Origin of the sequence: Burkholderia sp. BCC1999 (genome assembly GCF_905339975.1) — a bacterium.
Lineage (GTDB): Bacteria > Pseudomonadota > Gammaproteobacteria > Burkholderiales > Burkholderiaceae > Burkholderia.
On record NZ_CAJPHP010000004.1, the window covers coordinates 88406 to 114305 of the forward strand.

The window sequence follows — 25900 nt, forward strand, 5'->3', positions numbered from 1 at the left end:
GTCTTATATAAGACATAAGTGAGGTCTTGATACGCAGTGCCGCGGTTCATGCCGAAGTGCCCGGTTGGGGCGCTAGAATAGCGGCTCGCTGTTGCCGTCACGGGGTGGCCATGCCGCGCCCCCGCCGCGCGCGCAGTTTCGACCAGCATCACCTGCTCAGCCACGTCACTGGAGTCGATCATGCCGTATCAGCACATCAAGGTTCCGGAAGGCGGTGACAAGATCACCGTCAACAAGGACTTCTCGCTCAACGTTTCCGATCAGCCGATCATTCCCTATATCGAAGGCGACGGTACGGGCTTCGATATCACGCCGGTCATGATCAAGGTCGTCGACGCGGCGGTCGCGCATGCCTACAAGGGCAAGCGCAAGATCCACTGGATGGAGATCTTCGCGGGCGAGAAGGCGACGAAGGTGTACGGTCCGGACGTGTGGCTCCCGGAAGAAACGCTGCAGGTGCTGAAGGAATACGTGGTGTCGATCAAGGGGCCGCTCACGACCCCGGTCGGCGGCGGCATCCGTTCGCTGAACGTCGCGCTGCGCCAGGAGCTCGACCTGTACGTGTGCCTGCGTCCGGTCCAGTACTTCAAGGGCGTGCCGTCGCCGGTGCGCGAGCCGCAGAAGATCGACATGGTGATCTTCCGCGAGAACTCGGAAGACATCTACGCGGGCATCGAATGGGCCGCGGGTTCCGAGCAGGCGAAGAAGGTCATCAAGTTCCTGCAGGACGAGATGGGCGTGAAGAAGATCCGTTTCCCGGAAACCTCGGGGATCGGCGTCAAGCCCGTGTCGACCGAAGGCACCGAGCGTCTCGTGCGCAAGGCGATCCAGTACGCGATCGACAACGATCGCAAGTCGGTCACGCTGGTGCACAAGGGCAACATCATGAAGTTCACGGAAGGCCTGTTCCGTGACGCCGGCTACGCGCTCGCGCAGAAGGAATTCGGCGGCGAGCTGATCGACGGCGGCCCGTGGATGCGCGTGAAGAACCCGAAGACGGGCAACGAGATCGTGATCAAGGATTCGATCGCCGACGCATTCCTGCAGCAGATCCTGCTGCGCCCGGCCGAATACGACGTGATCGCGACGCTGAACCTGAACGGCGACTACATCTCCGACGCACTGGCCGCGCAGGTCGGCGGCATCGGGATCGCGCCGGGCGCGAACCTGTCGGATTCGGTCGCGATGTTCGAGGCGACGCACGGCACGGCACCGAAGTACGCAGGCAAGGATTACGTGAACCCCGGTTCCGAGATCCTGTCGGCGGAAATGATGCTGCGCCACCTCGGCTGGACGGAAGCGGCCGACACGATCATCGCCTCGATGGAGAAGTCGATCCTGCAGAAGCGCGTCACGTACGACTTCGCGCGCCTGATGGAAGGCGCGACGCAGGTGTCGTGCTCCGGCTTCGGCGAAGTGCTGATCGAGAACATGTAAGACCCCTTCCGGGGTGGGCCGGCAGGTTGCCGGCCGCCCCGGCGCTGACTGCCGGCGCCGGAGCGTTTCGTGGATGGCAGGTTTGTTGGCAGGGCGGTCCGGCATGCGGGCCGCGGCGCCGCGATGCGGCCCGGAGGCCCTGCAAGGTAGAACATGACGGCCCTCGCAACACCACCGCCCGGCTGAGCCGGCGTGCCCCTTTCGCGACCGACCCGGTCGCTCCCCGCCGGTTACCGCCGGCGCTCCTCAGTCCAAAATTTTCACGTAGCAACGCATCGACCATGTCCACTTCGCCCAAGATCATCTACACCCTCACCGACGAAGCGCCCGCGCTCGCGACCTATTCGCTGCTGCCGATCGTCAAGGCCTTCACGCGCTCGTCCGGCGTCGCCGTCGAAACGCGCGACATCTCGCTCGCCGGGCGCATCATCGCGGCATTTGCAGACGTCCTGCCGCCGGAGCAGAAGGGTTCCGACGATCTGGCGGAGCTGGGCCAGCTCACGCTGAAGCCGGAAGCGAACATCATCAAGCTGCCGAACATCAGCGCATCGGTGCCGCAGCTGAAGGCCGCGATCGCCGAACTGCAGGCGCAGGGCTTCAAGCTGCCGGCCTACCCGGAAGATCCGTCGACGGACGAAGAGAAGGCGGTCAAGGCACGCTACGACAAGATCAAGGGCAGCGCGGTGAACCCGGTGCTGCGCGAAGGCAACTCCGACCGCCGCGCGCCGCTGTCGGTCAAGAACTACGCACGCAAGCATCCGCACAAGATGGGCGCGTGGAAGGCCACGTCGAAGGCACACGTCGCGCACATGAGCGAAGGCGATTTCTACGGCAGCGAGAAGTCGGCGCTGATCGCCGATGCCGGCAGCGTGAAGATCGAACTCACGACGGCCGACGGCGCGAAGAAGGTGCTGAAGGAAAAGACGGCCGTGAAGGCCGGTGAAGTCATCGATTCCTCGGTGATGAGCCGCAATGCGCTGCGCAGCTTCATCGAAGCGCAGATCGCCGACGCGAAGGCGCAGGACGTGCTGTTCTCGGTGCACCTGAAGGCGACCATGATGAAGGTCTCGGACCCGATCCTGTTCGGCCACTTCGTGTCGGTGTTCTACCGCGACGCGCTCGCGAAGCACGCGGACGTGCTGGCGCAGGCCGGCTTCAACCCGAACAACGGGATCGGCGACCTGTACGCGCGCCTGAAGGACCTGCCGGCCGACACGCGCGAAGCGATCGAAGCCGACATCAAGGCCGAATACGCGGTGCGCCCGCGTCTCGCGATGGTCAACTCGGACAAGGGCATCACGAACCTGCACGTGCCGAGCGACGTGATCGTCGACGCGTCGATGCCGGCGATGATCCGCGATTCGGGCGGCATGTGGGGCCCGGACGGCGCACTGTACGACGCGAAGGCCGTGATTCCGGACCGTTGCTACGCAGGCGTCTACCAGGCCGTGATCGAGGACTGCAAGCAACACGGCGCATTCGATCCGGTCACGATGGGCAGCGTGCCGAACGTCGGCCTGATGGCGCAGGCGGCTGAAGAATACGGTTCGCACGACAAGACGTTCCAGATCCCGGCGGACGGCGTCGTGCGCGTCACCGACGAAGCCGGCAACGTGCTGCTCGAGCATGCAGTGGAAGCGGGCGACATCTGGCGCATGTGCCAGACGAAGGACGCACCGGTGCAGGACTGGGTCAAGCTCGCGGTGAACCGCGCGCGCGCGACCGGCGCACCGGCCGTGTTCTGGCTCGATCCGGCGCGTGCACACGATGCGCAGATCATCGCGAAGGTCGAACGCTACCTGAAGGATCACGACACGAACGGTCTCGATATCCGCGTGATGACGCCGGTCGAAGCGACGCGTTTCTCGCTCGAGCGCATCCGCGCGGGCAAGGACACGATCTCGGTCACCGGCAACGTGCTGCGCGACTACCTGACCGACCTGTTCCCGATCATGGAACTCGGCACCAGCGCGAAGATGCTGTCGATCGTGCCGCTGATGGCCGGCGGCGGGATGTTCGAAACGGGCGCGGGCGGCTCGGCGCCGAAGCACGTGCAGCAGTTCGTCGAGGAAGGCTTCCTGCGCTGGGATTCGCTCGGCGAGTTCCTCGCACTGGCGGCTTCGCTCGAACACCTCGGCAACGCGTACCAGAACCCGAAGGCGGTCGTGCTCGCGAAGACGCTCGACCAGGCGACCGGCAAGTTCCTGGACGAGAACAAGTCGCCGGCGCGCAAGGTCGGTGGCCTCGACAACCGCGGCAGCCACTTCTACCTGTGCCTGTACTGGGCGCAGGCGCTGGCCGAGCAGACCGAGGACGCCGCGCTGAAGGCGCAGTTCGAAGGTGTGGCGAAGGCGCTGTCCGACAGCGAAGCGCGCATCCTGGAAGAACTGGGGGCCGCGCAGGGCAAGGCGCAGGCGATCGGCGGCTACTACCGTCCGAACGTCGAGCTGACGAGCCAGGCGATGCGCCCGAGCGCGACGCTGAACGGCATCGTCGACGCAGTCGCCTGACGCGGGCTGCGCCATCGCGCGAGCCAATGCGTGTGTCGAAACGGCACGGTTAGCCGTTCGCCGTCCGACACCCAATAAAAACGCCCCGGTCGCCCGGGGCGTTTTTCGTTGCAGGCTTGTCATTCAGACGTGAACGATTTCCCATTCGGCGATTTCGTGCGGCACTTCGAGCGTAGCCGTGTCCAGTTCGGACAGTTGTTCGCAGTCGCCGCGGGAGATGTGGTCGGCCGCCACTTCGGGGCACGAGAATGCGCCGAGCAGGGCGTTGCCGAACGTCGCTTCCCAGCCGCCGTTACCCGGCAGGATGTAGAACGACCCGAGCGCTGAACCAAAGCGAAATCCCTTCATTTCCGTTCTCCCTTTCTGATCACAAGCGATTCTGGTGTGCCGCCTGCCGGCTCGGCCGGCTGTGGCCCGACTGGCTGCTTGCGCCGGGTTCCGTATCGAACGTCGTGGCGAAGCGTCAGTGCATGGGACAAAGTCTACGTCCGCGGCCCGGTCGGATGGTGCATGTAGAACGGCTTCTCGAAACAAAAATTCTCTTTTAAAAACAAGGAATTATTTTCGACGTTTTGTATTGCGGAACGTTTTTTGGCATCGCGAAACGGGGAATTTGTGCCCTGCACCACGAATTTTTACAACGCAGAGACTTGTTCCACATCGTGAAAAATCGGTGGTTTGGCGGAAGGAGGGCGGCGCGCGCCTGCGTAGTGGCGAACAGCCGGCGCCAAACGAGCGCCCGGATGCGGCGGCGGGCGGGGGCCGGGGCGGGGCGAGATGGCCGAAGAACGGCGGTGCAAAGGCGGGCTGCGGCGTATCGCCGCCCGATCGGTGGCGGCGCTATTCGATAGGGGCCTGCGGTTATGATGACGCGGGCATCAGGTTTCGCGTCGCGCACCGGCGGTCCGGCCGGCCGGCGCACGCGTCGCGGCAGTCGCGCGACGCTGCATGGATAACGAGGATCGATTGATGATACGGAGAACCTTCCTGTCGCACGCCATCGGGGTCGCGGCCGCGTCGCTGTTTGCGCGCACCGCGTGGGCGCAGCAGGCCGGTCATGCGGGTATGGCCGGCATGGATTCGATGGACGACATGCCCGGCATGTCGGGTATGTCAGGAATGTCCGGGCACGCGCAGCACGGCAAGCCCGCATCGGCCCCGCTCGCGGCCGCCGACGCGCTGCCGGCCGGCGCGCCGCTCGCGGCGTTGCGCACGCTCGCGAACGAAAGCCGCGATCGCGGTACGTTCCGGGCCACGCTGGTCGCGCAGCCCGTTGCGCGCCCGATGCTGCGCGGGGCGCGGCCGACCACGTTCTGGCAATTCGGCGCGGGCGCGCAAGGCCCCGTCGTCGGCCCGCTGATCGACGTGCGCGAGGGCGACACGGTCGAGATCAAGTTCGTGAACAAGCTGCCGCAGCCGTCGACGATCCACTGGCACGGCCTGCCCGTGCCGCCCGACCAGGACGGCAACCCGTCCGATCCCGTCGCGCCCGGCGCAACGCGCGTGTATCGCTTTACGCTGCCGAAGGGCAGCGCAGGCACCTACTGGTACCACCCGCATCCGCACATGATGACGGCCGAGCAGGTGTTTCGCGGGCTGGCCGGCCCGTTCATCGTGCGTGCCGCGGACGATCCACTCGCCGGCTGGCCCGAGCGCAACCTGTTCGTGTCGGACCTGAAGCTTGCGCGCGACGGCACGATTGCGCCGAACGACATGATGGACTGGATGAACGGCCGCGAAGGCCAGTTCGTGCTGGTCAACGGCGCGCGCCGGCCACGCATCGACGTCACGGGCGACGAGCGCTGGCGCGTGTGGAACGCGTGCAGCGCGCGCTACCTGCGCGTCGCGTTCGACGACGGCCGTGCGTTCGAGCATGCGGGCACCGATGGCGGGCTGTTCGATGCGCCGCGCCGCGTGACGTCGCTGCTGATCGCGCCGGGCGAGCGCGCGGAACTGCTGGTGCGCGCTGGCGACCGTGCGTCGCGCGCGGTGCTGCAGGCGGCTGAGTACGACCGCCGCAAGATGGCGATGTCGCACGATGACGGTCACGGCAGCCTGCCGCCCGATCCGGCGCTGGCGCTGGCCGATGTCGCGTTTGCGCCCGCCGCCGCGCGTGCGTTGCCGGCCACGTTGCGCGCGGTGCCGCCGCTGGGCGAGCCGGTCGCGCACAAGACGGTCGCGTTCGGCGAGGAAATGGACATGGACGCGATGATGAAGGGCGCGGCGCACGGCCGTCCGGCCGGCATGCGTTTCATGATCAACGGCGAAACCTACGCGGCGCACCGCGCGACGTTGACGAGCCGCCGCGGCGACGTCGAACGCTGGGAGATTCGCAATACCACCGACATGGATCACCCGTTTCACCTGCACGGCACGCAGTTCCAGGTGATCGAGCGCGCGTCGGGCGGTTCGCACACGACCGAACCGTTCCGCGCATGGCGCGATACCGTGAACGTGCGCAGCGGCGAAACGGTGTCGATTCTCGTCACGCAAGACATGCCCGGAGAGCGCATGTTTCATTGCCACATTCTCGAACACGAGGATCTCGGCATGATGGGCACGCTGAAGGTCGTGTAACGACGTGGTGAATATGTTTCACGCGCAGAGCCGATATCCGATCTGCATGTGTGACAAGACAATGTGTGTTCAATTATCGGGATTGAACGAAAAGGCCGGCCAATCGATTATCGATTGGCCGGCCTCAAAAAAAAGAAACCCGGCGCAATGCGCCGGGTTTCTTCGTCCGATATCCGATGCCTTTATGCGGCCTGGATGTTCGACGCTTGCTTGCCCTTCGGTCCTTGAACGACGTCAAAGCTCACCTTCTGGCCTTCCTTCAGCGTCTTGAAGCCATTCATGGTGATAGCCGAGAAGTGCGCAAACAGATCCTCACCGCCCTCGTCGGGAGTGATGAAACCGAAGCCCTTCGCGTCGTTGAACCACTTAACGATACCAGTTGCCATTTTCCTACTTCCCCTGTCACACAGTCGCTGCTACTTACCACGAGCACGCTCGAAAAGCTAAACGACTGCAAAATGCAGTCGTTCCCCCCTCACAAGCTCACCTCGGCCTCTTTCATTTCGCCAACTGGCAAATTGAAAAAAGTGCCAGCTTGATTGTTGGCGCTCTTTATTGGAGTGTCAAGTGGAATTTTTAGACGTTTAGAGGGTCGTTGTAAAGAACCCATTTTCAGGGTTTCTCCGGCTTTGCTTTGCAGCATGCCGCCAAGCGCGGGGCCTTGAAAAGCCGCATAATCGGCTCATATACCAGGCTCGAGTGACACGCGTTCGAGTCGTCCCGGCTTGTGGGATACTGGATGCGGACACGACGTTCCGGTGCAGTTGCCCCCTGACGGTTCGTGTTCCGCGCCACGCGTGAAAGCCGGCACCGCAGCCGGCTTTCGTATGGCACGAAGAAGATCGCGTGTTCCGGGATACCGGGGAGGGCGCCGGCCGGTCGGTCGGGTTATGGCAGGATTGCGGGCCTGTCCGAGTTGTTTAGAATGGGTGTATGGCGATTATCCCGGACAAGCAGGACAGTACCGTCCTGGAACGCAAGCAGCAGAAGCTCAAGCCGCCTTCGATGTACAAGGTGGTGCTGCTGAACGACGACTTCACGCCGATGGAATTCGTCGTGATGGTGGTCCAGGAGTATTTCAAGAAGGATCGCGAGACGGCCACGCAGATCATGCTGAAGGTCCATCGCGAAGGGCGAGGGGTTTGTGGGGTCTATACGCGGGACATCGCGTCGACCAAGGTTGAGCAAGTCGTTACCCATGCGCGGCAGGCCGGGCATCCGCTGCAGTGCGTGATGGAGGAAGCATGATTGCCCAGGAATTGGAAGTCAGCCTGCACATGGCGTTCATGGAAGCACGCCAGGCGCGCCATGAGTTCATTACGGTCGAGCATCTGCTGCTGGCCCTGCTGGATAATCCGACGGCAGCCGAGGTGTTGCGCGCGTGCGCGGCAAACATCGAGGACTTGCGTCAGAACCTGCGCAATTTCATCCACGACAACACACCTACCGTCCCGGGTACCGACGATGTCGATACCCAGCCGACGCTCGGTTTCCAGCGCGTGATCCAGCGCGCGATCATGCACGTCCAGTCGACGTCGAACGGCAAGAAGGAAGTCACCGGCGCGAACGTGCTGGTCGCGATCTTCGGCGAGAAGGATTCGCATGCCGTGTACTACCTGCAGCAGCAGGGCGTCACGCGCCTCGACGTGGTGAACTTCATTTCGCACGGCATCGCGAAGACGAACAACGGCGAAGCCGCGAAGTCGACCGACGCGAACGCGGAAAGCGAAGACGCGAACGCGCAGAAGGAAACGCCGCTCGCGCAGTTCACGCAGAACCTGAACCAGATGGCGAAGGACGGCCGCATCGATCCGCTGATCGGGCGCGAGCCCGAGGTCGAGCGCGTCGTGCAGGTGCTGTGCCGTCGCCGCAAGAACAACCCGCTGCTCGTCGGCGAGGCTGGCGTGGGCAAGACCGCGATCGCGGAAGGGCTCGCGTATCGCATCACGCGCGGCGAAGTGCCGGACATCCTCGCGAACGCGCAGGTCTATTCGCTCGACATGGGCGCACTGCTCGCGGGCACCAAGTATCGCGGCGATTTCGAGCAGCGTCTGAAGACGGTGCTGAAGGAGCTGAAGGAGCGCCCGCACGCGATCCTGTTCATCGACGAAATCCACACGCTGATCGGCGCGGGCGCTGCGTCGGGCGGCACGCTCGATGCGTCGAACCTGCTGAAGCCGGCGCTGTCGTCGGGCACGCTCAAGTGCATCGGCGCGACCACGTTCACCGAGTACCGTGGCATCTTCGAGAAGGATGCGGCGCTGTCGCGGCGCTTCCAGAAGGTCGACGTGAGCGAGCCGACCGTCGAGCAGACGGTCGCGATCCTGCGCGGGCTGAAGTCGCGCTTCGAGGAGCATCACGGCGTCAAGTATTCGTCGGGTGCGCTGTCGGCCGCGGCCGAACTGTCGGCGCGCTTCATCACCGACCGTCACCTGCCGGACAAGGCGATCGACGTGATCGACGAGGCGGGCGCCGCTCAGCGCATCCTGCCGAAGTCGAAGCAGAAGAAGACGATCGGCAAGAGCGAGATCGAGGAAATCATCTCGAAGATCGCGCGTGTGCCGCCGCAGAGCGTGTCGCAGGACGATCGCAGCAAGCTGCAGACGCTCGACCGCGACCTGAAGAGCGTCGTGTTCGGCCAGGATCCGGCGATCGACGCGCTGGCGGCCTCGATCAAGATGGCGCGCGCGGGCCTCGGCAAGATGGACAAGCCGATCGGCGCGTTCCTGTTCTCCGGCCCGACGGGCGTCGGCAAGACCGAAGTGGCGCGCCAGCTCGCGTTCACGCTCGGCATCGAGCTGATCCGCTTCGACATGTCGGAATACATGGAGCGTCATGCGGTGAGCCGGCTGATCGGCGCGCCGCCGGGCTACGTCGGGTTCGACCAGGGCGGGCTGCTGACCGAAGCCGTCACGAAGAAGCCGCATTGCGTGCTGCTGCTCGACGAAATCGAGAAGGCGCATCCGGACATCTACAACGTGCTGCTGCAGGTGATGGACCACGGCACGCTGACGGACAACAACGGCCGCAAGGCGGATTTCCGCAACGTGATCATCATCATGACGACGAACGCGGGCGCCGAGTCGATGCAGAAGGCGACGATCGGCTTCACGACGCGCCGCGAGACGGGCGACGAGATGACCGACATCAAGCGCCTGTTCACGCCGGAGTTCCGCAACCGCCTGGATTCGATCATCAGCTTCCGCTCGCTCGATGAGGAAATCATCATGCGCGTGGTCGACAAGTTCCTGATCCAGCTCGAGGAACAGCTGCACGAGAAGAAGGTCGACGCGCTCTTTACCGACGCGTTGCGCAAGCATCTCGCGAAGCACGGCTTCGACCCGCTGATGGGCGCGCGGCCGATGCAGCGGCTGATCCAGGACACGATCCGGCGCGCGCTGGCCGACGAACTGCTGTTCGGCAAGCTCGTCAACGGCGGTCACGTGACGGTCGACGTCGACGAAAACGACAAGGTGCTGTTGTCGTTCGACAAGCTGGCGAATCCGCCGCACAAGCCGAACGAAGAGACGGTCGAAGTCGAGTAAGCGATAATTCGTTGTTCATGCGAACGGCGCGGGAAGTTTCCCGCGCCGTTTCGTTTTATCCGGCGCCGGCGGCGCAATGGTGGTGCAGGGGAGTGGTAACGCAGTGACACAACAACAACGGTCGTTCGACGATATCGTCGCGCGCGAACAAGGGTTGCGCCATGCGCTGACGTCGGGGCAGATGGCGATGATCGCGATCGGCGGCGCGATCGGCACGGGGCTGTTCCTCGGCAGCGGGTTCGCGATCGGGCTCGCAGGCCCGAGCGTGCTCGTTTCTTATGCGATCGGCGCGCTGATCGCGCTGCTGTTGATGGGCGCGCTCGCGGAAATGACCGTCGCGCACCCGACGGCCGGCTCGTTCGGCGCGTATGCCGAGCACTACGTCGGCCCGCTCGCGGGCTTCCTGGTGCGCTATGCGTACTGGTTCGCGGTCGTGTTCGCGATCGGTACCGAGATCAGCGCGATCGCCGTGTTCATGAAGTACTGGTTCCCGGCCGTGCCCGGCTGGTACTGGGTGATCGGCTTCTCCGCGCTGCTGATCGCCGTGAACCTGGCCAGCGTCACGCTGTACGGCACGGTCGAATATGCGTTCTCGCTGCTGAAGATCGCGGCGATCGTCGTGTTCATCGTGCTCGGCGCGTATCTGGTCTGGTCCGCGCCGGCCGCGTCGGGCATCGGCTTTGCGAACTACACCGCGCACGGCGGCTTCATGCCCAAGGGGCCGTGGGGCACCTGGGTCGCGGTGATCGTCGCGATCTTCAGCTACATGAGCATCGAAGCCGTCGCGATCGCGGCCGGCGAGGCGCGCGATCCGCAGCACGCGGTCACGCGGGCGTTCCGCTCGACCGTGTTCCGGCTCGTGCTGTTCTACCTGCTGACGCTGTCGCTGATGCTCGCGATCGTGCCGTGGACCGCGGCCGGCACCGACGAAAGCCCGTTCGTGAAGGTGATGGCCGCGACGCACGTGCCGTACGCGGCGGGCGTGATCAATTTCGTGTTGCTGATCGCGGCGCTGTCGGCGATGAACAGCCAGCTGTACGTGACGACGCGGATGATGTTCAGCCTGTCGCGCGCGCGGCTCGCGCCCGCGGTGTTCGGTCGGCTCGGCACGAACGGCGTGCCGCGCGCGGCGCTGTGGATTTCGACCAGCGGCGTCGCGGTCGCGGCCGTGCTGGTCGCGCTGGCGCCCGACACCGCGTTCACCGTGATGATGGCGATCGCGATGTTCGGCGCGCTGTTTACGTGGCTGATGATCTTCGTCACGCATCTGCGCTTCCGGTCGCGTTACCGCGGCCCGGCGCTCGCGTTCCGCATGTGGGGGCACCCGTTCGGCAGCCTGCTCGGCGCAGCGCTCGTCGCGGCGATCCTGTTTACGACCGCGTTCACGCGCGAATTCCGGATGACGATGGTGGTCGGCGTCGTGTTCGTCGTCTTGCTGACGCTTGCATACGCGCTGCATTACCGGCACGAACACGCACGCTGACCGCGCCGGAGTCCTCCGCACCGTTCTTCACGCTCGCTAAGGTTCCGTTAAGCCGGCGGCGACTACATTCGATCCTGTCCGCAAGGCGGGTCGGCACGCGCCGGCTCGCCGCTTCCTGCAAATGGGGTTCGAATGAACAAACTTCCCGAAATTACGCTCGCGTTCTGGATCATGAAGATCTGTGCGACGACGCTTGGCGAAACCGGCGGCGACCTGCTGTCGATGACGCTGAACGTCGGCTACGCGGTGAGCTCGATCCTGCTGTTCGGTTTCTTTCTCGTGACGCTGGGCGCACAGCTCAGGACGACACGCTACCGCCCGGCGATTTACTGGGCCGTGATCGTCGCGACGAGTACGGCCGGCACGACGATGTCCGACTTCATGGACCGCACGCTCGGCCTCGGCTACGCAGCCGGCTCGTCGATCCTCGTCGCGATCCTGCTGGCGATCTTCGCGGTCTGGCGCCTGAGCGGCGAATCGCTGTCGGTCGACCTGATCCGCACGCGTAAGGTCGAGCTGCTGTACTGGATCGCGATCCTGTTCTCGAACACGCTCGGCACCGCACTCGGCGACTTCCTCGCGGACAGCTCGGGGCTCGGCTTCGGCGGCGGCGCGCTGCTGATCGGCGGGCTGCTGGCGGTGATCGTGCTCGCGCACTACTTCACGCGGATCTCCGGCGTGCTGTTGTTCTGGGCCGCGTTCGTGCTCACGCGTCCGTTCGGCGCGACGGTCGGCGACCTGCTGACGAAGCCGGTCGCGAAGGGCGGCCTCGCGCTCGGCACGGTCGGGTCGTCGGCCGTACTGCTCGGTGTGCTGGTCGCGCTGGTGATCTACGCGAGCATCGCGCAGGCGCGGCGACGCGAACCGGTGCCCGCGCGGATCGCGCAGCCGGTTGGCGAATGACGTCAGACTGAAAAAGAGAAAGGGGCCGCGAGGCCCCTTTTTCATGCAGTGCCGCTCAGTGGCGGCCGGTGCTGCCGAAGCCGCCTTCGCCGCGATCGCTCTCGGCGAAATCGTCGACGATGTTGAACTGCGCCTGCACGACCGGCACGATCACGAGCTGCGCGAGCCGTTCGAACGGGTTCAGCACGAACTCGGTCTGGCCGCGGTTCCACGTCGAGACCATCAGCTGACCCTGGTAGTCGGAGTCGATCAGGCCGACGAGATTGCCGAGCACGATGCCGTGCTTGTGGCCGAGGCCCGAGCGCGGCAGGATCAGCGCGGCATAGCCGGGATCGGCGAGGTGGATCGCGAGGCCGGTCGGCACGAGCGTCGTTTCGCCCGGTTGCAGCGTGACCGGCGCGTCGAGGCACGCGCGCAGGTCGAGGCCCGCGCTGCCGGTGGTCGCGTAGGCGGGCAGGTAGTCGCGCATGCGCGCGTCGAGAATCTTCAGGTCGAGTTTCATGCGGTCGTGGAATCGGTCGGGAAGGGCGCGGCGGCAAGCGCCGCCGCGCGGGTGATCAGATCAGGCGGTTGTCGGGCAGTCGCTTCGCGATTTCCGCGACGAGCGCATGCGCGAGTTCGTCCTTCGGTGCGCGCGGCAGGCGCGTGAGGCCGGCCGCTTCGAACAGCACGACTTCATTGTCGTCGCGGCCGAACGTCAGCGGGCCGAGGTTGCCGACCAGCAGCGGCACGTTCTTGCGCTTGCGCTTCTCGTCGCCGTGCACGTCGAGGTCGCCACTTTCGGCCGCGAAGCCGACGCAGAACGGCGGATCGGGCAGCGCCGCGACCGACGCGAGGATGTCCGGGTTCTCGACGAACGCGAGCGTCGGCACCTTGCGGTCGGCCGTCTTCTTCATCTTGTGCTCGGCCGGCTGATCGACGCGCCAGTCTGCCACCGCGGCCACCGCGATGAAGATGTCGGCATCGGCGACCGCATGCATCACCGCGTCGTACATCTGCTGCGCGGTCTGCACGTCCTGGCGATAGACACCCCACGGCGTATCGAGCGCGACCGGCCCGGCGACGAGATGCACGTCGGCGCCGGCCTGTTGCGCGGCGCGCGCGAGCGCGAAGCCCATTTTGCCGCTCGAGCGGTTCGTGAGGCCACGCACGGGGTCGAGCGGTTCGAACGTCGGCCCGGCCGTGATCAGCACGCGCCGGTGCGCGAGCACCTTCGGCGCGAAGTGCGCGACGATCGCTTCATAGATCGCCTCGGGCTCGAGCATGCGGCCGTCGCCAACTTCGCCGCATGCCTGCGCGCCCGAATCCGGGCCGAGCACCGACACGCCGTCCGCGCGCAGTTGCGCGGCGTTGCGCTGCGTGGCCGGGTTCTGCCACATCTGGCGGTTCATTGCGGGGACGACGAGCAGCGGACAGTCGCGTGCGACGCACAGCGTCGACAGCAGATCGTCCGCGAACCCGTGCGCGAGCTTCGCGAGGAAGTCCGTCGACGCGGGCGCGATCACGATCGCGTCGGCTTCACGCGACAGGTCGATGTGCGCCATGTTGTTGTCGATGCGCGCGTCCCACTGGCTCGTGTAGACGGGCCGGCCCGACAGCGCCTGCATCGTGACGGGCGTGATGAACTGGGTGGCCGCTTCGGTCATCGCGACCTGCACGGTCGCACCGGCCTTCACGAGCAGCCGCGTGAGCTCGGCGATCTTGTAGCAGGCGATGCCGCCCGTCAGGCCGAGAACGAGGTGTTTTCCTGCGAGTTCTGCGTGTGCCAACTCAGGCCTCCAAGGGTCAAACGGAACGGCCGGCGCGAAGCCGGCCGTCGACGCCGAGTATGCGCGCTTAGCGCGAGCCGCGCACGCGACGCAGCTCGTCGTAGATCAGCAGCACCGCGCCGACCGTGATCGCGGAATCGGCGAGGTTGAACGCCGGGAAGTGCCAGGCGCCGAGATGGAAATCGAGGAAGTCGATCACGTGACCGTAGACGAGCCGGTCGATCACGTTGCCGAGCGCGCCGCCGAGGATCAGCGCGAGCGACAGGCTGAACAGCCGCTGCTGGCCGTGGCGCTTCAGCAGGAAGCAGATCACGAGCGTCGCGGCGATGCCGAGCGCGGTGAACGCCCAGCGCTGCCAGCCGCCGGCGGTCGACAGGAAGCCGAACGCCGCGCCGCGGTTGTACACCAGCACGAGGTTGAAGAACGACGTCAGCTCGTGCTGCGCGCCGTACGCGAACGTCTTCAGGATCGAGATCTTCGACAGCTGGTCGAACAGGATCACGATCAGCGAAATGCCGAGCCAGGGCGCAAGCGCGCCGCTGGCCGGTTTCGACAGGGTCTTCGCCATATTTATGCAGCGCTCCGGATTTCGCCGTTTTCGAACAGGTTGGAGAAGCAGCGGCCGCACAGCGTCGGATGATCGGCGTGCGCGCCGACATCTTCGCGGTAGTGCCAGCAGCGTTCGCACTTCTGGTACTTCGACGCGGCCACGTCGACGCTTTCCTGCGCTTCGTCGTCGACCTTGACGACCGTCGCGGCCGACGTGATCAGCACGAACTTGAGATCATCGCCGAGGCTCGTGAGCGCGTTGTAACGCGCGCCGCTCGCATGCACGGCGACTTCGGCCTGCAGCGACGAACCGATGCGGTTCGCGGTGCGCGCTTCCTCGAGCGCCTTCGTCACGTTGCCGCGCACATCGCGCAGCAGCGCCCACTTCTCGATCAGCGCGGCCGAGCCGGCGACTTCCGGGTACGCGTAGTAAGTTTCCGTGAAGATCGTGTCGCTGGCCGGCTGGAACACCTTCCACGCTTCCTCGGCCGTGAACGACAGGAACGGCGCGAGCACGCGCAGCAGGCCGTGCGTCAGGTGGTACAGCGCGGTCTGCGCGGAGCGGCGTGCGCGCGAATCGGCCGCGCTCGTGTACAGGCGGTCCTTCAGCACGTCGAGGTAGAAGCCGCCGAGATCTTCCGAGCAGTACGTCTGCAGCTTCGCGACGACCGGGTGGAATTCGTACCGCTCGTAGTGGCCGAGCAGTTCCGTCTGCAGCTGCTGCGAGAACGCAACCGCATAGCGGTCGATCTCGAGCCATTCCTCGACCGGCACTGCGTGCTGCGCGAAGTCGAAATCCGACAGGTTCGCGAGCAGGAAGCGCAGCGTGTTGCGGATGCGGCGATAGCCTTCGGTCACGCGCTTCAGGATTTCCTCGGAGATCGCGAGTTCGCCCGAGTAGTCGGTCGATGCGATCCACAGGCGGATGATTTCCGCGCCGAGGCGGTTCGCGACTTCATGCGGGTCGATGCCGTTGCCGAGCGACTTGCTCATCTTGCGGCCTTCGCCGTCGACCGTGAAGCCGTGCGTGAGCAGGCCCTTGTACGGCGCGCGGCCGTCGATCATCGACGCGGTCAGCAGCGACGAGTGGAACCAGCCGCGGTGCTGGTCCGAGCCTTCGAGGTACAGGTCGGCCGGGAACTGCAGCTGATCCTTGTGCGAGCCGCGCAGCACGTGCCAGTGCGTCGTGCCCGAGTCGAACCACACGTCGAGCGTGTCGCGGTTCTTTTCGTACAGGTTCGCGTCGTCGCCGATCAGCTCGCGCGGGTCGAGCGACTGCCATGCCTCGATGCCCGACTGCTCGACGCGCTTCGCGACTTCCTCGAGCAGTTCCAGCGTGCGCGGGTGCAGCTCGCCGGTTTCCTTGTGCACGAAGAACGCCATCGGCACGCCCCACTGGCGCTGGCGCGACAGCGTCCAGTCGGGACGGTTCGCGATCATGCTGAACAGGCGCTGCTTGCCCCACGACGGGTAGAACGCAGTTGCGTCGACGCCTTCGAGCGCCGTTTCGCGCAGCGTCTTGCCGCCGTCGCGCGGCGTCACGTCCATGCCGGCGAACCACTGCGACGTCGCGCGGTAGATGATCGGCGTCTTGTGGCGCCAGCAGTGCATGTAGCTGTGTGTGTACTTCTCGCTGCGCAGCAGCGAGCCGGCCGCGTTCAGCGCCTCGACGATCTTCGGATTGGCATCCCAGATCGACAGGCCGCCGAACAGCGGCAGCGATTCGATATAGCGGCCGTCGCCCATCACCGGGTTGATGAAGTCCGAATCGGTCATCCCGTGCGCCTTGCACGACATGAAGTCTTCGATACCGTATGCGGGCGACGAGTGCACGACGCCGGTACCGGTGTCGGTCGTCACGTAGTCGCCGAGGTAGACGGGCGCCGTACGCTTGTAGCCGGGGTGGGCAGAGGCGAGCGGGTGGTGGAAGCGCAGGTTGGCGAGCTTCACGCCCGGCGCGGTCGCGACGACGCGGCCCGTCAGCTTGAAGTCGGTCATGCAGGCTTCGACGCGTTCTTCCGCGATGATCAGCAGCCCGCGCTCGGTGTCGACCAGCGCGTAGACGATTTCCGGATGGAGGTTCAGCGCCTGGTTCGCGGGGATCGTCCACGGCGTGGTGGTCCAGATCACGATGCCGCCTTCGGCGCGCGGCAGCGCCGCCAGGCCGAATGCCTGCGCCGTCTTTTCCGGTTCCGCGAACGCGAACATCACGTCGATCGTCGGATCGGTGCGGTCCTTGTATTCGACTTCCGCTTCGGCGAGCGCCGAGCCGCAGTCGAAGCACCAGTTCACCGGCTTCAGCCCGCGGTACACGTAGCCCTTCTCGATGATCTTGCCGAGCGCGCGGATCTCTTCCGCCTCGTTGACGAAGTTCATCGTCTTGTACGGGTTGGCCCAGTCGCCGAGCACGCCGAGGCGCTTGAAGCCGACCTTCTGCTTCTCGATCTGCTCGGTCGCGTACGCGCGCGCCTTGCTCATCACTTCGGCCGCCGGCAGCGACTTGCCGAATTGCTTCTCGATCTGGATTTCGATCGGCATCCCGTGGCAATCCCAGCCCGGCACGTACGGCGCGTCGAAGCCGGCCATGTTGCGCGACTTGACGACGATGTCCTTCAGGATCTTGTTGACCGCGTGGCCGAGGTGGATGTCGCCGTTCGCATACGGCGGGCCGTCGTGCAGGATGAACTTCGGCCGGCCCTTGCTGGCCGCGCGGATCTTCTCGTAGAGGCCGCGCTCTTCCCATTCCTTGACCCATTGCGGCTCGCGCTTGGGCAGGTCGCCGCGCATCGGGAACGGCGTGTCGAGCAGGTTGACCGGATACTTGGCCTGCGGTTTCGAATCGGCTTTCTTGTTGCTCATGATGGGATCGCTATCTAAATCGGGAGACGCTCGGGTGTCGTGAATCGGGGATGCGCGCGAGTGGGCGGCGCGAGGGTGCGGCGCCAGGCGCCGCCGTCCGGATCAGCTAATTCGGTCGGTGGCCGACGTCGAGAAGCCCGTGGCGCGGCTGCCCGGCGCACGGTCGCGCTCGATGAAGTACGCGCGCGCATTCGCGACGTCCAGTGCGATCGCGCGCGACAGCGCCTCGAGATCGTCGAATTTCGCCTCGTCGCGCAGCTTCTTCAGGAATTCGACGCGGATGAGCTTGCCGTACGCGTCGCCATGCCAGTCGAGCAGGTGGACTTCGAGCAGCACGCGGCCCGAATCGTCGACGGTCGGGCGCAGGCCGAGGCTCGCGACGCCCGGCAGCGGCTCGGGGCCGAGGCCGTGCACCTGAACGACGAAGATGCCCGCGAGCGCCGGTCGTTTGTGCGCAATCGGCAGGTTCAGCGTCGGGAAACCGAGGTCGCGGCCGAGCTTCAGCCCGTGCGCGACGTGGCCGCTGATCGCATAGCCGTGGCCGAGCGCCTGCGCGGCCGCATCGAGATCGCCGGCTGCAAGCGCGGCGCGCACGCCCGAGCTGGAGATGCGTGTGCCATCGCTGCCGGCCACCGTGCCCATCTGCTCGACTTCGAAGCCGTGCTGTTCGCCGGCGGCCTTCAACGTGTCGAAGGTGCCCGCGCGCTTCGCGCCGTAGCAGAAATCGTCGCCGACCATCATCCAGCGCGTGTGCAGCCCGTTCACCAGCGTGCGCTCGACGAACGCCTGCGGCGACTGGCTCGCGAACGTATGGTTGAAGTGCTCGACGACGACGCGGTCGACACCGTGATCGCGCAGCGCCTCGAGCTTGTCGCGCAGCATCGCGATGCGCGGCGGTGCGCCGGCCGGGTTGAAGAATTCGCGCGGGTGCGGCTCGAACGTCATCACGCACACGGGCAGGCCGCGTGCGTCCGCTGCCGCGCGCACGCGCGCGAGCAGGGCCTGGTGGCCGCGATGGACACCGTCGAAGTTGCCGATCGTCAGCGCGCACGGGGCGCGGCTCTCGGCGTTGGGCAGGCCGCGGAAGACTTTCACGATAGCGGATGCAGCGTCGGGGGAATGGGCGGTGGGATGCCGCAAAGCAGAAGATTATAAACGTTCGGACGGGTCGGCGGCCGAGAAGGCGGGAAACGCGGGGGCGAATGGTAAAATTCGCGGATGAAAAAACTCGTGATCCTGATTTCCGGTCGCGGCAGCAACATGGAGGCCATCGTCCGCGCGTGCGCGCAGGAACGCTGGCCGGCCGAGATTGCCGCCGTGATCGCCAACCGGCCCGATGCGGCCGGGCTGGCTTTTGCCGCGTCGCACGGGGTGGCGACGGCGGTGGTCGACCACCGGTCGTTCGACGGCCGCGACAGCTTCGACGCGGCGCTCGCCGCCGAGATCGACCGTTTCGCCCCCGATCTCGTCGTCCTCGCCGGCTTCATGCGCATCCTCACACCCGCATTCGTCAGACGATACGAAGGCCGGCTGCTGAACATCCATCCGTCGCTGTTGCCGAGCTTCAAGGGCATCCATACGCATCAGCAGGCGCTCGACGCGGGCGTCGCGCTGCATGGCGCGAGCGTGCATTTCGTCATTCCCGAGCTCGACAGCGGCGCGATCGTCGCGCAGGGCGCGGTGCCCGTGCGCGCGGGCGACGACGCGGCCGCGCTCGCGCAGCGCGTGCTGAGCGTCGAGCATGTGCTGTATCCGCGCGCGGTGCGCTGGTTCGTCGAGGGGCGCTTGCGCCTCGAGAACGGCCGTGCCGTCGTGGCGCCGGAAGAAGCACGCTGGATTTTCGCGGATCAACCGCATACCGAAACGAGTGAGGGCGTATGAAGCTGCACGGATTCCTGATTGGCCAGACCGAGACCTTGCTGGCCGAGGTGCTGAAGTTCGCCGGCCCCGCCGACGCGACGACGAGCCGGTTCTTCCGCGCGCACCCGAAGCTCGGGCATGCCGAGCGCGGCGTGATCGCCGAGGCCGTCTTCGCGGTGCTGCGCCGCAAGATGGAGTTTTCGCACCTGGCCGAGAGCGGCACGGGCACGCCCGCGCGGCGTCTCACGCTGCTCGGCCTGATGCAGACGGCCGGCCGCAACGCGCTGAGGCCGTTTTTGTCCGACACCGAGTCCGCGTGGCTCGAACACGTGTCGAAAATCGATCCGGCGAGCCTGCCGGTGCGCGTGCGCACGAACCTGCCCGACTGGATCCATCAGGCGCTGTCGGCCCGTTTCGACGCCGAGGAACTCGCGCAGCTCGCCGCCGCGCTGAACTACCCGGCGCCGCTCGACCTGCGCGCCAACGCGCAGAAGGCAACCCGCGACCAGGTGATCGACGCGCTGCGTGCGAACGGCATCGATGCGGGCGCGATGCCGTTCGCGCCGTTCGGCGTACGTGTCGTCGGCAAGCCGGCGCTGACGCGCCTGAAGCTGTTCGAGGAAGGCCAGATCGAGGTGCAGGACGAAGGCAGCCAGCTGCTGTGCTCGCTCGTCGCGCCGCGCCGCGGCGAGATGATCGTCGATTTCTGTGCGGGCGCGGGCGGCAAGACGCTCGCGCTGGGCGCGATGATGCGCTCGACCGGGCGCCTCTATGCGTTCGACGTGTCGGAAAAGCGCCTCGCGAAGCTGAAGCCGCGCCTCGCGCGCAGTGGGCTGTCGAACGTGAACCCGGTGCTGATCGACAGCGAGCATGATGCGAAGATCAAGCGGCTCGCCGGCAAGATCGACCGTGTGCTGGTCGATGCGCCGTGCAGCGGCCTCGGCACGCTGCGCCGCAATCCGGACCTGAAGTGGCGTCAGACGCGTACGGCGATCGACGAGCTGACGCCGAAGCAGGCGTCGATCCTCGCGAGCGCCGCGCGCCTCGTGAAGAAGGGCGGCCGGCTCGTCTACGCGACCTGCAGCGTGCTCGATGCCGAGAACGAGCGGATCGTCGAGCAGTTCCTGGCCGATCATCCCGAGTTCGTGCTGGTGCCGGCGCAGCAGGTGCTGGCTGAGCAGCGCATCGAGCTCGAGATGGGCGACTACCTGTCGCTGTGGCCGCATCGTCACGCGACCGACGGCTTCTTCGCCGCGGTGCTCGAACGGCGCGCCGCGCAGTAACGGCGACCCGGACGGACGATGGAAAATCTGCAGAGCCGCCTGCTGTCGCACCGGCTGGCATCGGTCATTCGTGACTTCCACCAGCCGGTGATGATCTGGCAGGCGGCGATCCTGGTCGGCGCGCTGTGTTTCGCATGGGTGACTGCGCGCTTCGTGCACGGCCGCATCGATGCGCGCCGCCGGGCAGCCGGTCGCGCGCCCGGTGCGGGGGCGCAAAGCCTGAAGCGCGCGTTGTTCCCGTTGTTCGGCAGCGTCTTCGTCGGCGCCGCGCAGCTCGCGTTCGACCCGTTCATGTCGACGTCGCTGCTGTCGCTCGCGCTCGTGCCGCTATTCGGCATCGGGTTGATCTACGTGCTGTTCTTCTTCGCGCGGCGCGTGTTCGCGCGCGACGGCCACACGCATGCGTGGCTGTCGATCGTCGAGAAGATCGTGTCGACCGTCGTGTGGGCCGCGATGGTGCTGACCGTGCTCGGCATCCAGCGCGACGTGCTCGGCTGGCTCGACAGCGTGCAGTTCCGCGTCGCCAATGCGCACCTCACGCTGCTGTCGCTGATCTCGGGCGCGCTGTGGGTGTGCGTGACGCTGATGGTCGCGATGTGGCTCGGCTCGGTGCTCGAGGATCGCCTCACCCGCGCGAGCACGCTCGACGCGAACCTGAAGGTCGTGCTGTCGCGGGTCGGTCGCGCGCTGCTCGTGTTCGCGGCGATCCTGATCGGGCTGTCGCTGGTCGGCATCGACGTGACGGTGCTCGGCGTGTTCGGCGGTGCGGTGGGTGTCGGCCTCGGTTTCGGGCTGCAGAAGATCGCGAGCAACTACGTGTCGGGCTTCATCATCCTGCTCGACCGCTCGCTGCGGCTCGGCGACGCGATCAGCGTCGGCGGGCTGCAGGGCATCGTCACGCAGATCCGCACGCGCTATACGGTCGTGCGCGGGCTCGACGGCAACGAGACGCTGATCCCGAACGAGAAGCTGATCACCGACGTCGTGCAGAACCAGTCGTCGTACCTGACGCGCGGTTATGCGAAGGTCGCGGTGCAGGTCGCGTACACGAGCGACGTCGAGCACGCGCTTGCGCTGCTCGCCGACGCGGCGAAGGGCGTGCCACGCGTGCTGGCGGAGCCTGCGCCGACGCCGTATCTGGTGAGTTTCGGCGCGGACGGGATCGACCTGGAGCTTGGCTTCTGGATCGAGGATTCCGCGAAAGGCACGTCGGGCGTGCGTTCGACCGTGAACCGCAACATCTGGCGGCTGTTCAGCGAGCACGGGATTTCGATTCCGTTCCCGCAGCGAGAGGTGCGTGTGGTCGGATTGCCGGACGGTTTTTCCGCTGCGGGTGCCACGGCCGGGCTCGATTCGGCGGCCGTGAACGGTGCGGCGGACGGGCGCGCACCGGCTGCGTAGCGCGCACCGGCCGTCAAATGGTTTGACCCCGCGACCGGAACCGGATCGCGGGCCTTTCCAAGTCCGCCCGTGGACTGCTCCAGTTGCGCCAGGGCAAGAAAATATTCATTTTTTACAAAGACTTGGAACGGTTGAAGTAAAATTCAAGTCTATACGCGGTATGCTTTCATTTTTCTGACGCTCGGCGCGAGCCGGTGTCGCTCTCATCACAGGTACCTGCCTTGTTGAATTCCCTGCTCGATTTTCTTTCCCACGGGCTCCTGCATTTTTCGTGGTGGCAGGTCGCGCTGTTCGCGCTCGCCGTCACGCACGTCACGATCATCGGCGTGACGGTCTATCTGCACCGCTGCCAGGCGCACCGTGCGCTGGAACTGCATCCGATCGCGAGCCACTTCTTCCGCCTGTGGCTGTGGATGACGACCGGCATGCTGACGGGTCAGTGGGCCGCGATTCACCGCAAGCACCATGCGAAGTGCGAGACCGAGGAAGATCCGCACAGCCCGCAGACGCGCGGCATCTGGAAGGTGTTCCTCGAAGGCGCGGAACTGTATCGCGCGGAAGCGAAGAACGAAGAGACGATGCGCAAGTTCGGCCACGGCACGCCGAGCGACTGGGTTGAGCGCAATGTCTATTCGAAGTACCCGATTCTCGGCATCAGCATCATGATGGTGATCGACGTCGCGCTGTTCGGCGTGCTCGGCCTCACCGTGTGGGCCGTGCAGATGGTCTGGATTCCGTTCTGGGCGGCTGGCGTCGTCAACGGCTTCGGTCACTTCTGGGGTTATCGCAACTTCAACTCGGCCGACGCGAGCACGAACCTGTTCCCGTGGGGCATCGTGATCGGCGGCGAAGAGCTGCACAACAACCACCATACGTTCGCGACGTCGGCGAAGCTGTCGAACAAGTGGTACGAGTTCGACATCGGCTGGATGTACATCCGCATCATGTCGGCGTTCGGTCTTGCGAAGGTGAAGAAGGTCGCGCCGACCCCGCGCCTGAACAAGCCGAAGACGGTGCTCGACCAGGAAACGCTGCAGGCCGTGCTGTCGAACCGCTACGAAGTGATGGCGCGCTACGGCAAGGCCGTGAAGCGTGCGTATGCGCAGGAGCTCGCGCACCTGAAGGAACTCGGCTCGAGCGAGAAGTACCAGCTGATGCGCGGCGCGCGCAAGTGGTTCCACAAGGACGCTGACGGTCTCGACGAGCCGCAGAAGAAGCTGCTGCCGGAAATCTTCGCGAACAGCCAGAAGCTGCATACGTACTTCCAGCTGCGCCAGGATCTGGCCGCGATCTGGGATCGTTCGACCGCATCGCGCGAACAGCTTCTCGCGCAATTGCAGGATTGGTGCCATCGCGCAGAACAAAGCGGCATCAAGGCGTTGCAGGAATTCGCGACGCGCCTGCGCCGCTACGCCTGATTCGAAATCGATTAGAATCTCAGGACGTCACAAACCCCGCGTTGGCGGGGTTTTTTCATTTGGGCCGCCGGTTTTTGATGGACGTCGGCAGGGCGGAATTTGTATGACCAGAGGAGATGGGGCTGGAGCCAGTGCTAAAGCGCTAACTCTGGTCGACCGCGAAGCATGGGACCAGAGTAAGCGCTAAAGCGCTAACTCGGGTCGACAGGAGATATGGAGATGCAATCGACGATCAAACCCGTCGAGTACGACCGGCCCGTCGCAGCAGGGACCGTGTGCGGCGTGGGGCAGGCATGGGCCAAGGTGCCCGACACGCCGTCCGCCGAGGAGCGCGCCGCACTGAAGGCGCGCATCAAGGCGCTGCTCGTCCGTGAAAAGGCCGTGCTGGTCGCCCACTACTACGTGGATGCCGAACTGCAGGAACTGGCCGACGAAACGGGCGGCTGCGTTGCCGATTCGCTCGAAATGGCACGCTTCGGCCGCGATCACGACGCGCAGACGCTGGTCGTCGCCGGCGTGCGCTTCATGGGCGAAACCGCGAAGATCCTGAGCCCGAACAAACGGATCCTGATGCCCGATCTCGACGCGACCTGCTCGCTCGACCTCGGCTGCCCAGTCGACGAATTCTCGGCGTTCTGCGATGCCCATCCGGACCGCACCGTCGTCGTCTACGCGAACACCAGTGCGGCCGTGAAGGCGCGCGCGGACTGGATGGTCACGTCGTCGATCGGCCTCGAGATCGTGGCCGACCTGCACGCACGCGGCGAAAAGATCATCTGGGCGCCCGATCGCCATCTCGGCAGCTATATCCAGAAGAAAACCGGCGCGGACATGTTGCTGTGGCAAGGCTCGTGCCTCGTCCACGACGAGTTCAAGGGCATCGAGCTCGACCTGCTGCGCGCCGAATACCCGGACGCGAAGGTGCTCGTCCATCCCGAATCGCCGGAAAACGTCGTCGCGCAGGCCGATGTCGTCGGCTCGACCACGCAACTGATCGATGCGGCAGTCAAGTTCGATGCCAAGCACTTCATCGTGGCGACCGATCTCGGCATCCTGCACAAGATGCAGCTCGCGGCGCCCGGCAAGACCTTCATCGCCGCGCCGACGGCCGGCAACAGCGCAACCTGCAAGAGCTGCGCGCACTGCCCGTGGATGGCGATGAACGGCCTCGCGAACCTCGCCGACGTGCTCGAGCGCGGTCACAACGAGATCTTCGTCGATCCCGCGATCGGCCAGCGTGCGCGTTTGCCGATCGACCGGATGCTCGAATTCGCGGCCGCGCACAAGAAGCGCGTGCAGGCGAGCGGCGATCTGCAGCGCGACCAGCAACTGTTTGCGAACGTGGGGGCCGCATGAGCGAGGCAGTATCCCCGCTGTTCGACATCGTTCGTGAGCAATACGGCGCGGCGTTCGACGACGCGATCGCGCGCAACGTGGCCGACGCGATCGAGGAAGACGTCGGCGCCGGCGACCAGACCGGGCGGCTCGTGCCGGCCGGCGGGCGCCGCCGCGCGCGCATTATCGTGCGCGAAGAAGCCGTGCTGTGCGGCGTGCCCTGGTTCGAGGCCGTGATCGCCCGGATCGATCCGTCGATCACCGTGCAATGGCGCTATCGCGAAGGCGAGCGCATGACGCCCGATTCGATCGTCTGCGAACTCGACGGGCCGGCGCGAGCGCTGCTGACGGCCGAGCGCAACGGGCTGAACTTCCTGCAACTGCTGTCCGGCGTTGCTACCGCGACGCGCCGCTACGTCGATCGCGTCGAAGGCACGCGCACGAAGATCCTCGATACGCGCAAGACGCTGCCGGGCCTGCGGCTCGCGCAGAAGTATGCGGTGCGCGTCGGCGGCGGCGAGAACCAGCGTCTCGCGCTGTACGACGGCATCCTGATCAAGGAGAACCACATCGCGGCGGCAGGCGGTGTCGGCGAAGCGCTCGATGCGGCATTCGCGCTGGAATCGGGCGTGCCCGTGCAGGTCGAAGTCGAGACGCTCGCGCAGCTCGACACGGCGCTCGCGCATCGCGCGCAGTCGGTGCTGCTCGACAACTTCACGCTCGACATGATGCGTGAAGCCGTACGCGTGGCGGCCGGCAAGGCCGTGCTCGAAGTGTCAGGCGGCGTCAATTTCGAGACGGTGCGAGCGTTCGCGGAAACGGGCGTCGATCGCATCTCGATCGGCGCGCTGACGAAGGACGTGCGCGCGACCGACTATTCGATGCGAATCGTCGACTGACCGAACATCGTCCAGTCAGACAAAAAAGCCGTTGGCGCGCAAACGCCAACGGCTTTTTTCTTGTGCGTGACC

21 protein-coding genes are annotated in these 25900 nt (G+C 65.7%); 13 read left to right on the forward strand and 8 right to left on the reverse strand.

Annotation, left to right across the window (positions count from 1 at the left end; genetic code table 11):
• The first annotated feature begins 180 nt into the window (after window positions 1-180).
• Both icd and U5809_RS06875 read left to right on the forward strand, forming a co-directional pair.
• Window positions 181-1437 carry an NADP-dependent isocitrate dehydrogenase gene (gene icd / locus U5809_RS06870; RefSeq protein WP_059233397.1) on the forward strand — a complete coding sequence of 419 codons (1257 nt, stop codon included), beginning with the start codon at window positions 181-183 and terminating at the stop codon, window positions 1435-1437.
• Window positions 1438-1718: 281 nt separating this feature from the next.
• Window positions 1719-3947 (forward strand): NADP-dependent isocitrate dehydrogenase, encoded by a 2229-nt coding sequence (locus U5809_RS06875; protein WP_322085967.1) that lies wholly within the window; start codon window positions 1719-1721, stop codon window positions 3945-3947.
• Window positions 3948-4070: 123 nt separating this feature from the next.
• Here the strand turns inward: U5809_RS06875 and U5809_RS06880 are convergent, their stop codons facing one another.
• Window positions 4071-4295, reverse strand: a complete 225-nt coding sequence (locus tag U5809_RS06880) for a hypothetical protein (RefSeq protein WP_006490888.1) — start codon at window positions 4293-4295, stop codon at window positions 4071-4073.
• 621 nt (window positions 4296-4916) lie between these two features.
• On the opposite strand from U5809_RS06880, the gene U5809_RS06885 reads away from it, so the two are divergent.
• Complete coding sequence (locus U5809_RS06885) at window positions 4917-6524, forward strand: multicopper oxidase family protein (RefSeq protein ID WP_322085968.1); 1608 nt, start codon at window positions 4917-4919, stop codon at window positions 6522-6524.
• 182 nt (window positions 6525-6706) lie between these two features.
• Here the strand turns inward: U5809_RS06885 and U5809_RS06890 are convergent, their stop codons facing one another.
• Window positions 6707-6910, reverse strand: a complete 204-nt coding sequence (locus U5809_RS06890) for a cold-shock protein (RefSeq protein WP_006478030.1) — start codon at window positions 6908-6910, stop codon at window positions 6707-6709.
• Window positions 6911-6999: 89 nt separating this feature from the next.
• Complete coding sequence (locus U5809_RS06895) at window positions 7000-7167, reverse strand: hypothetical protein (protein ID WP_322085969.1); 168 nt, start codon at window positions 7165-7167, stop codon at window positions 7000-7002.
• A gap of 290 nt (window positions 7168-7457) precedes the next feature.
• Here U5809_RS06895 and clpS point away from each other — a divergent pair, with 290 nt between their 5' ends.
• From clpS to U5809_RS06915, 4 genes are all read left to right on the forward strand, one after another.
• On the forward strand, window positions 7458-7772 hold the full coding sequence (clpS, locus tag U5809_RS06900) for an ATP-dependent Clp protease adapter ClpS (protein WP_006398529.1): 315 nt from the start codon (window positions 7458-7460) through the stop codon (window positions 7770-7772).
• Window positions 7769-10069: an ATP-dependent Clp protease ATP-binding subunit ClpA gene (gene clpA / locus U5809_RS06905; protein ID WP_175846211.1), complete on the forward strand. Its 2301-nt coding sequence runs from the start codon at window positions 7769-7771 to the stop codon at window positions 10067-10069. The genes clpS and clpA overlap by 4 nt, the downstream gene beginning before the upstream one ends.
• 103 nt (window positions 10070-10172) lie before the next feature.
• Window positions 10173-11552 (forward strand): amino acid permease, encoded by a 1380-nt coding sequence (locus U5809_RS06910; protein WP_282505815.1) that lies wholly within the window; start codon window positions 10173-10175, stop codon window positions 11550-11552.
• Window positions 11553-11684: 132 nt separating this feature from the next.
• The gene (locus U5809_RS06915; protein WP_322085970.1) at window positions 11685-12455 is read left to right on the forward strand and encodes a hypothetical protein; all 771 of its coding nucleotides are present in this window, start codon (window positions 11685-11687) and stop codon (window positions 12453-12455) included.
• Between the two features lie 55 nt (window positions 12456-12510).
• Here U5809_RS06915 and dut read toward each other — a convergent pair whose 3' ends face one another.
• From dut to U5809_RS06940, 5 genes are all read right to left on the reverse strand, one after another.
• On the reverse strand, window positions 12511-12957 hold the full coding sequence (gene dut / locus U5809_RS06920; RefSeq protein ID WP_021160741.1) for a dUTP diphosphatase: 447 nt from the start codon (window positions 12955-12957) through the stop codon (window positions 12511-12513).
• Window positions 12958-13012: 55 nt separating this feature from the next.
• Complete coding sequence (gene coaBC / locus U5809_RS06925; protein ID WP_282505814.1) at window positions 13013-14224, reverse strand: bifunctional phosphopantothenoylcysteine decarboxylase/phosphopantothenate--cysteine ligase CoaBC; 1212 nt, start codon at window positions 14222-14224, stop codon at window positions 13013-13015.
• A 67-nt stretch (window positions 14225-14291) separates the two neighbouring features.
• Entirely contained in the window at window positions 14292-14792 is a 501-nt protein-coding gene (gene lspA, locus U5809_RS06930; RefSeq protein WP_282505813.1) for a signal peptidase II, read from the reverse strand.
• A 2-nt stretch (window positions 14793-14794) separates the two neighbouring features.
• Entirely contained in the window at window positions 14795-17632 is a 2838-nt protein-coding gene (ileS, locus tag U5809_RS06935) for an isoleucine--tRNA ligase (protein ID WP_282505812.1), read from the reverse strand.
• A gap of 102 nt (window positions 17633-17734) precedes the next feature.
• On the reverse strand, window positions 17735-18727 hold the full coding sequence (locus U5809_RS06940) for a bifunctional riboflavin kinase/FAD synthetase (protein WP_059233405.1): 993 nt from the start codon (window positions 18725-18727) through the stop codon (window positions 17735-17737).
• Between the two features lie 123 nt (window positions 18728-18850).
• On the opposite strand from U5809_RS06940, the gene purN reads away from it, so the two are divergent.
• The 6 genes from purN (at window position 18851) to nadC (ending at window position 25828) form a co-directional block, all read left to right on the forward strand.
• Complete coding sequence (purN, locus tag U5809_RS06945; protein ID WP_322085971.1) at window positions 18851-19513, forward strand: phosphoribosylglycinamide formyltransferase; 663 nt, start codon at window positions 18851-18853, stop codon at window positions 19511-19513.
• The gene (locus U5809_RS06950) at window positions 19510-20775 is read left to right on the forward strand and encodes an RsmB/NOP family class I SAM-dependent RNA methyltransferase (RefSeq protein ID WP_282505810.1); all 1266 of its coding nucleotides are present in this window, start codon (window positions 19510-19512) and stop codon (window positions 20773-20775) included. Before purN ends, U5809_RS06950 begins: the two co-directional genes overlap by 4 nt.
• A gap of 18 nt (window positions 20776-20793) precedes the next feature.
• Window positions 20794-22176 (forward strand): mechanosensitive ion channel family protein, encoded by a 1383-nt coding sequence (locus tag U5809_RS06955; protein ID WP_322085972.1) that lies wholly within the window; start codon window positions 20794-20796, stop codon window positions 22174-22176.
• Window positions 22177-22397: 221 nt separating this feature from the next.
• On the forward strand, window positions 22398-23594 hold the full coding sequence (locus tag U5809_RS06960) for an acyl-CoA desaturase (RefSeq protein WP_176050685.1): 1197 nt from the start codon (window positions 22398-22400) through the stop codon (window positions 23592-23594).
• A gap of 219 nt (window positions 23595-23813) precedes the next feature.
• A complete protein-coding gene (gene nadA / locus U5809_RS06965; RefSeq protein WP_322085973.1) occupies window positions 23814-24950 on the forward strand; it encodes a quinolinate synthase NadA in 1137 nt (378 codons plus the stop codon).
• Window positions 24947-25828 carry a carboxylating nicotinate-nucleotide diphosphorylase gene (gene nadC / locus U5809_RS06970; protein WP_322085974.1) on the forward strand — a complete coding sequence of 294 codons (882 nt, stop codon included), beginning with the start codon at window positions 24947-24949 and terminating at the stop codon, window positions 25826-25828. The genes nadA and nadC overlap by 4 nt, the downstream gene beginning before the upstream one ends.
• Window positions 25829-25900 lie beyond the last annotated feature (72 nt).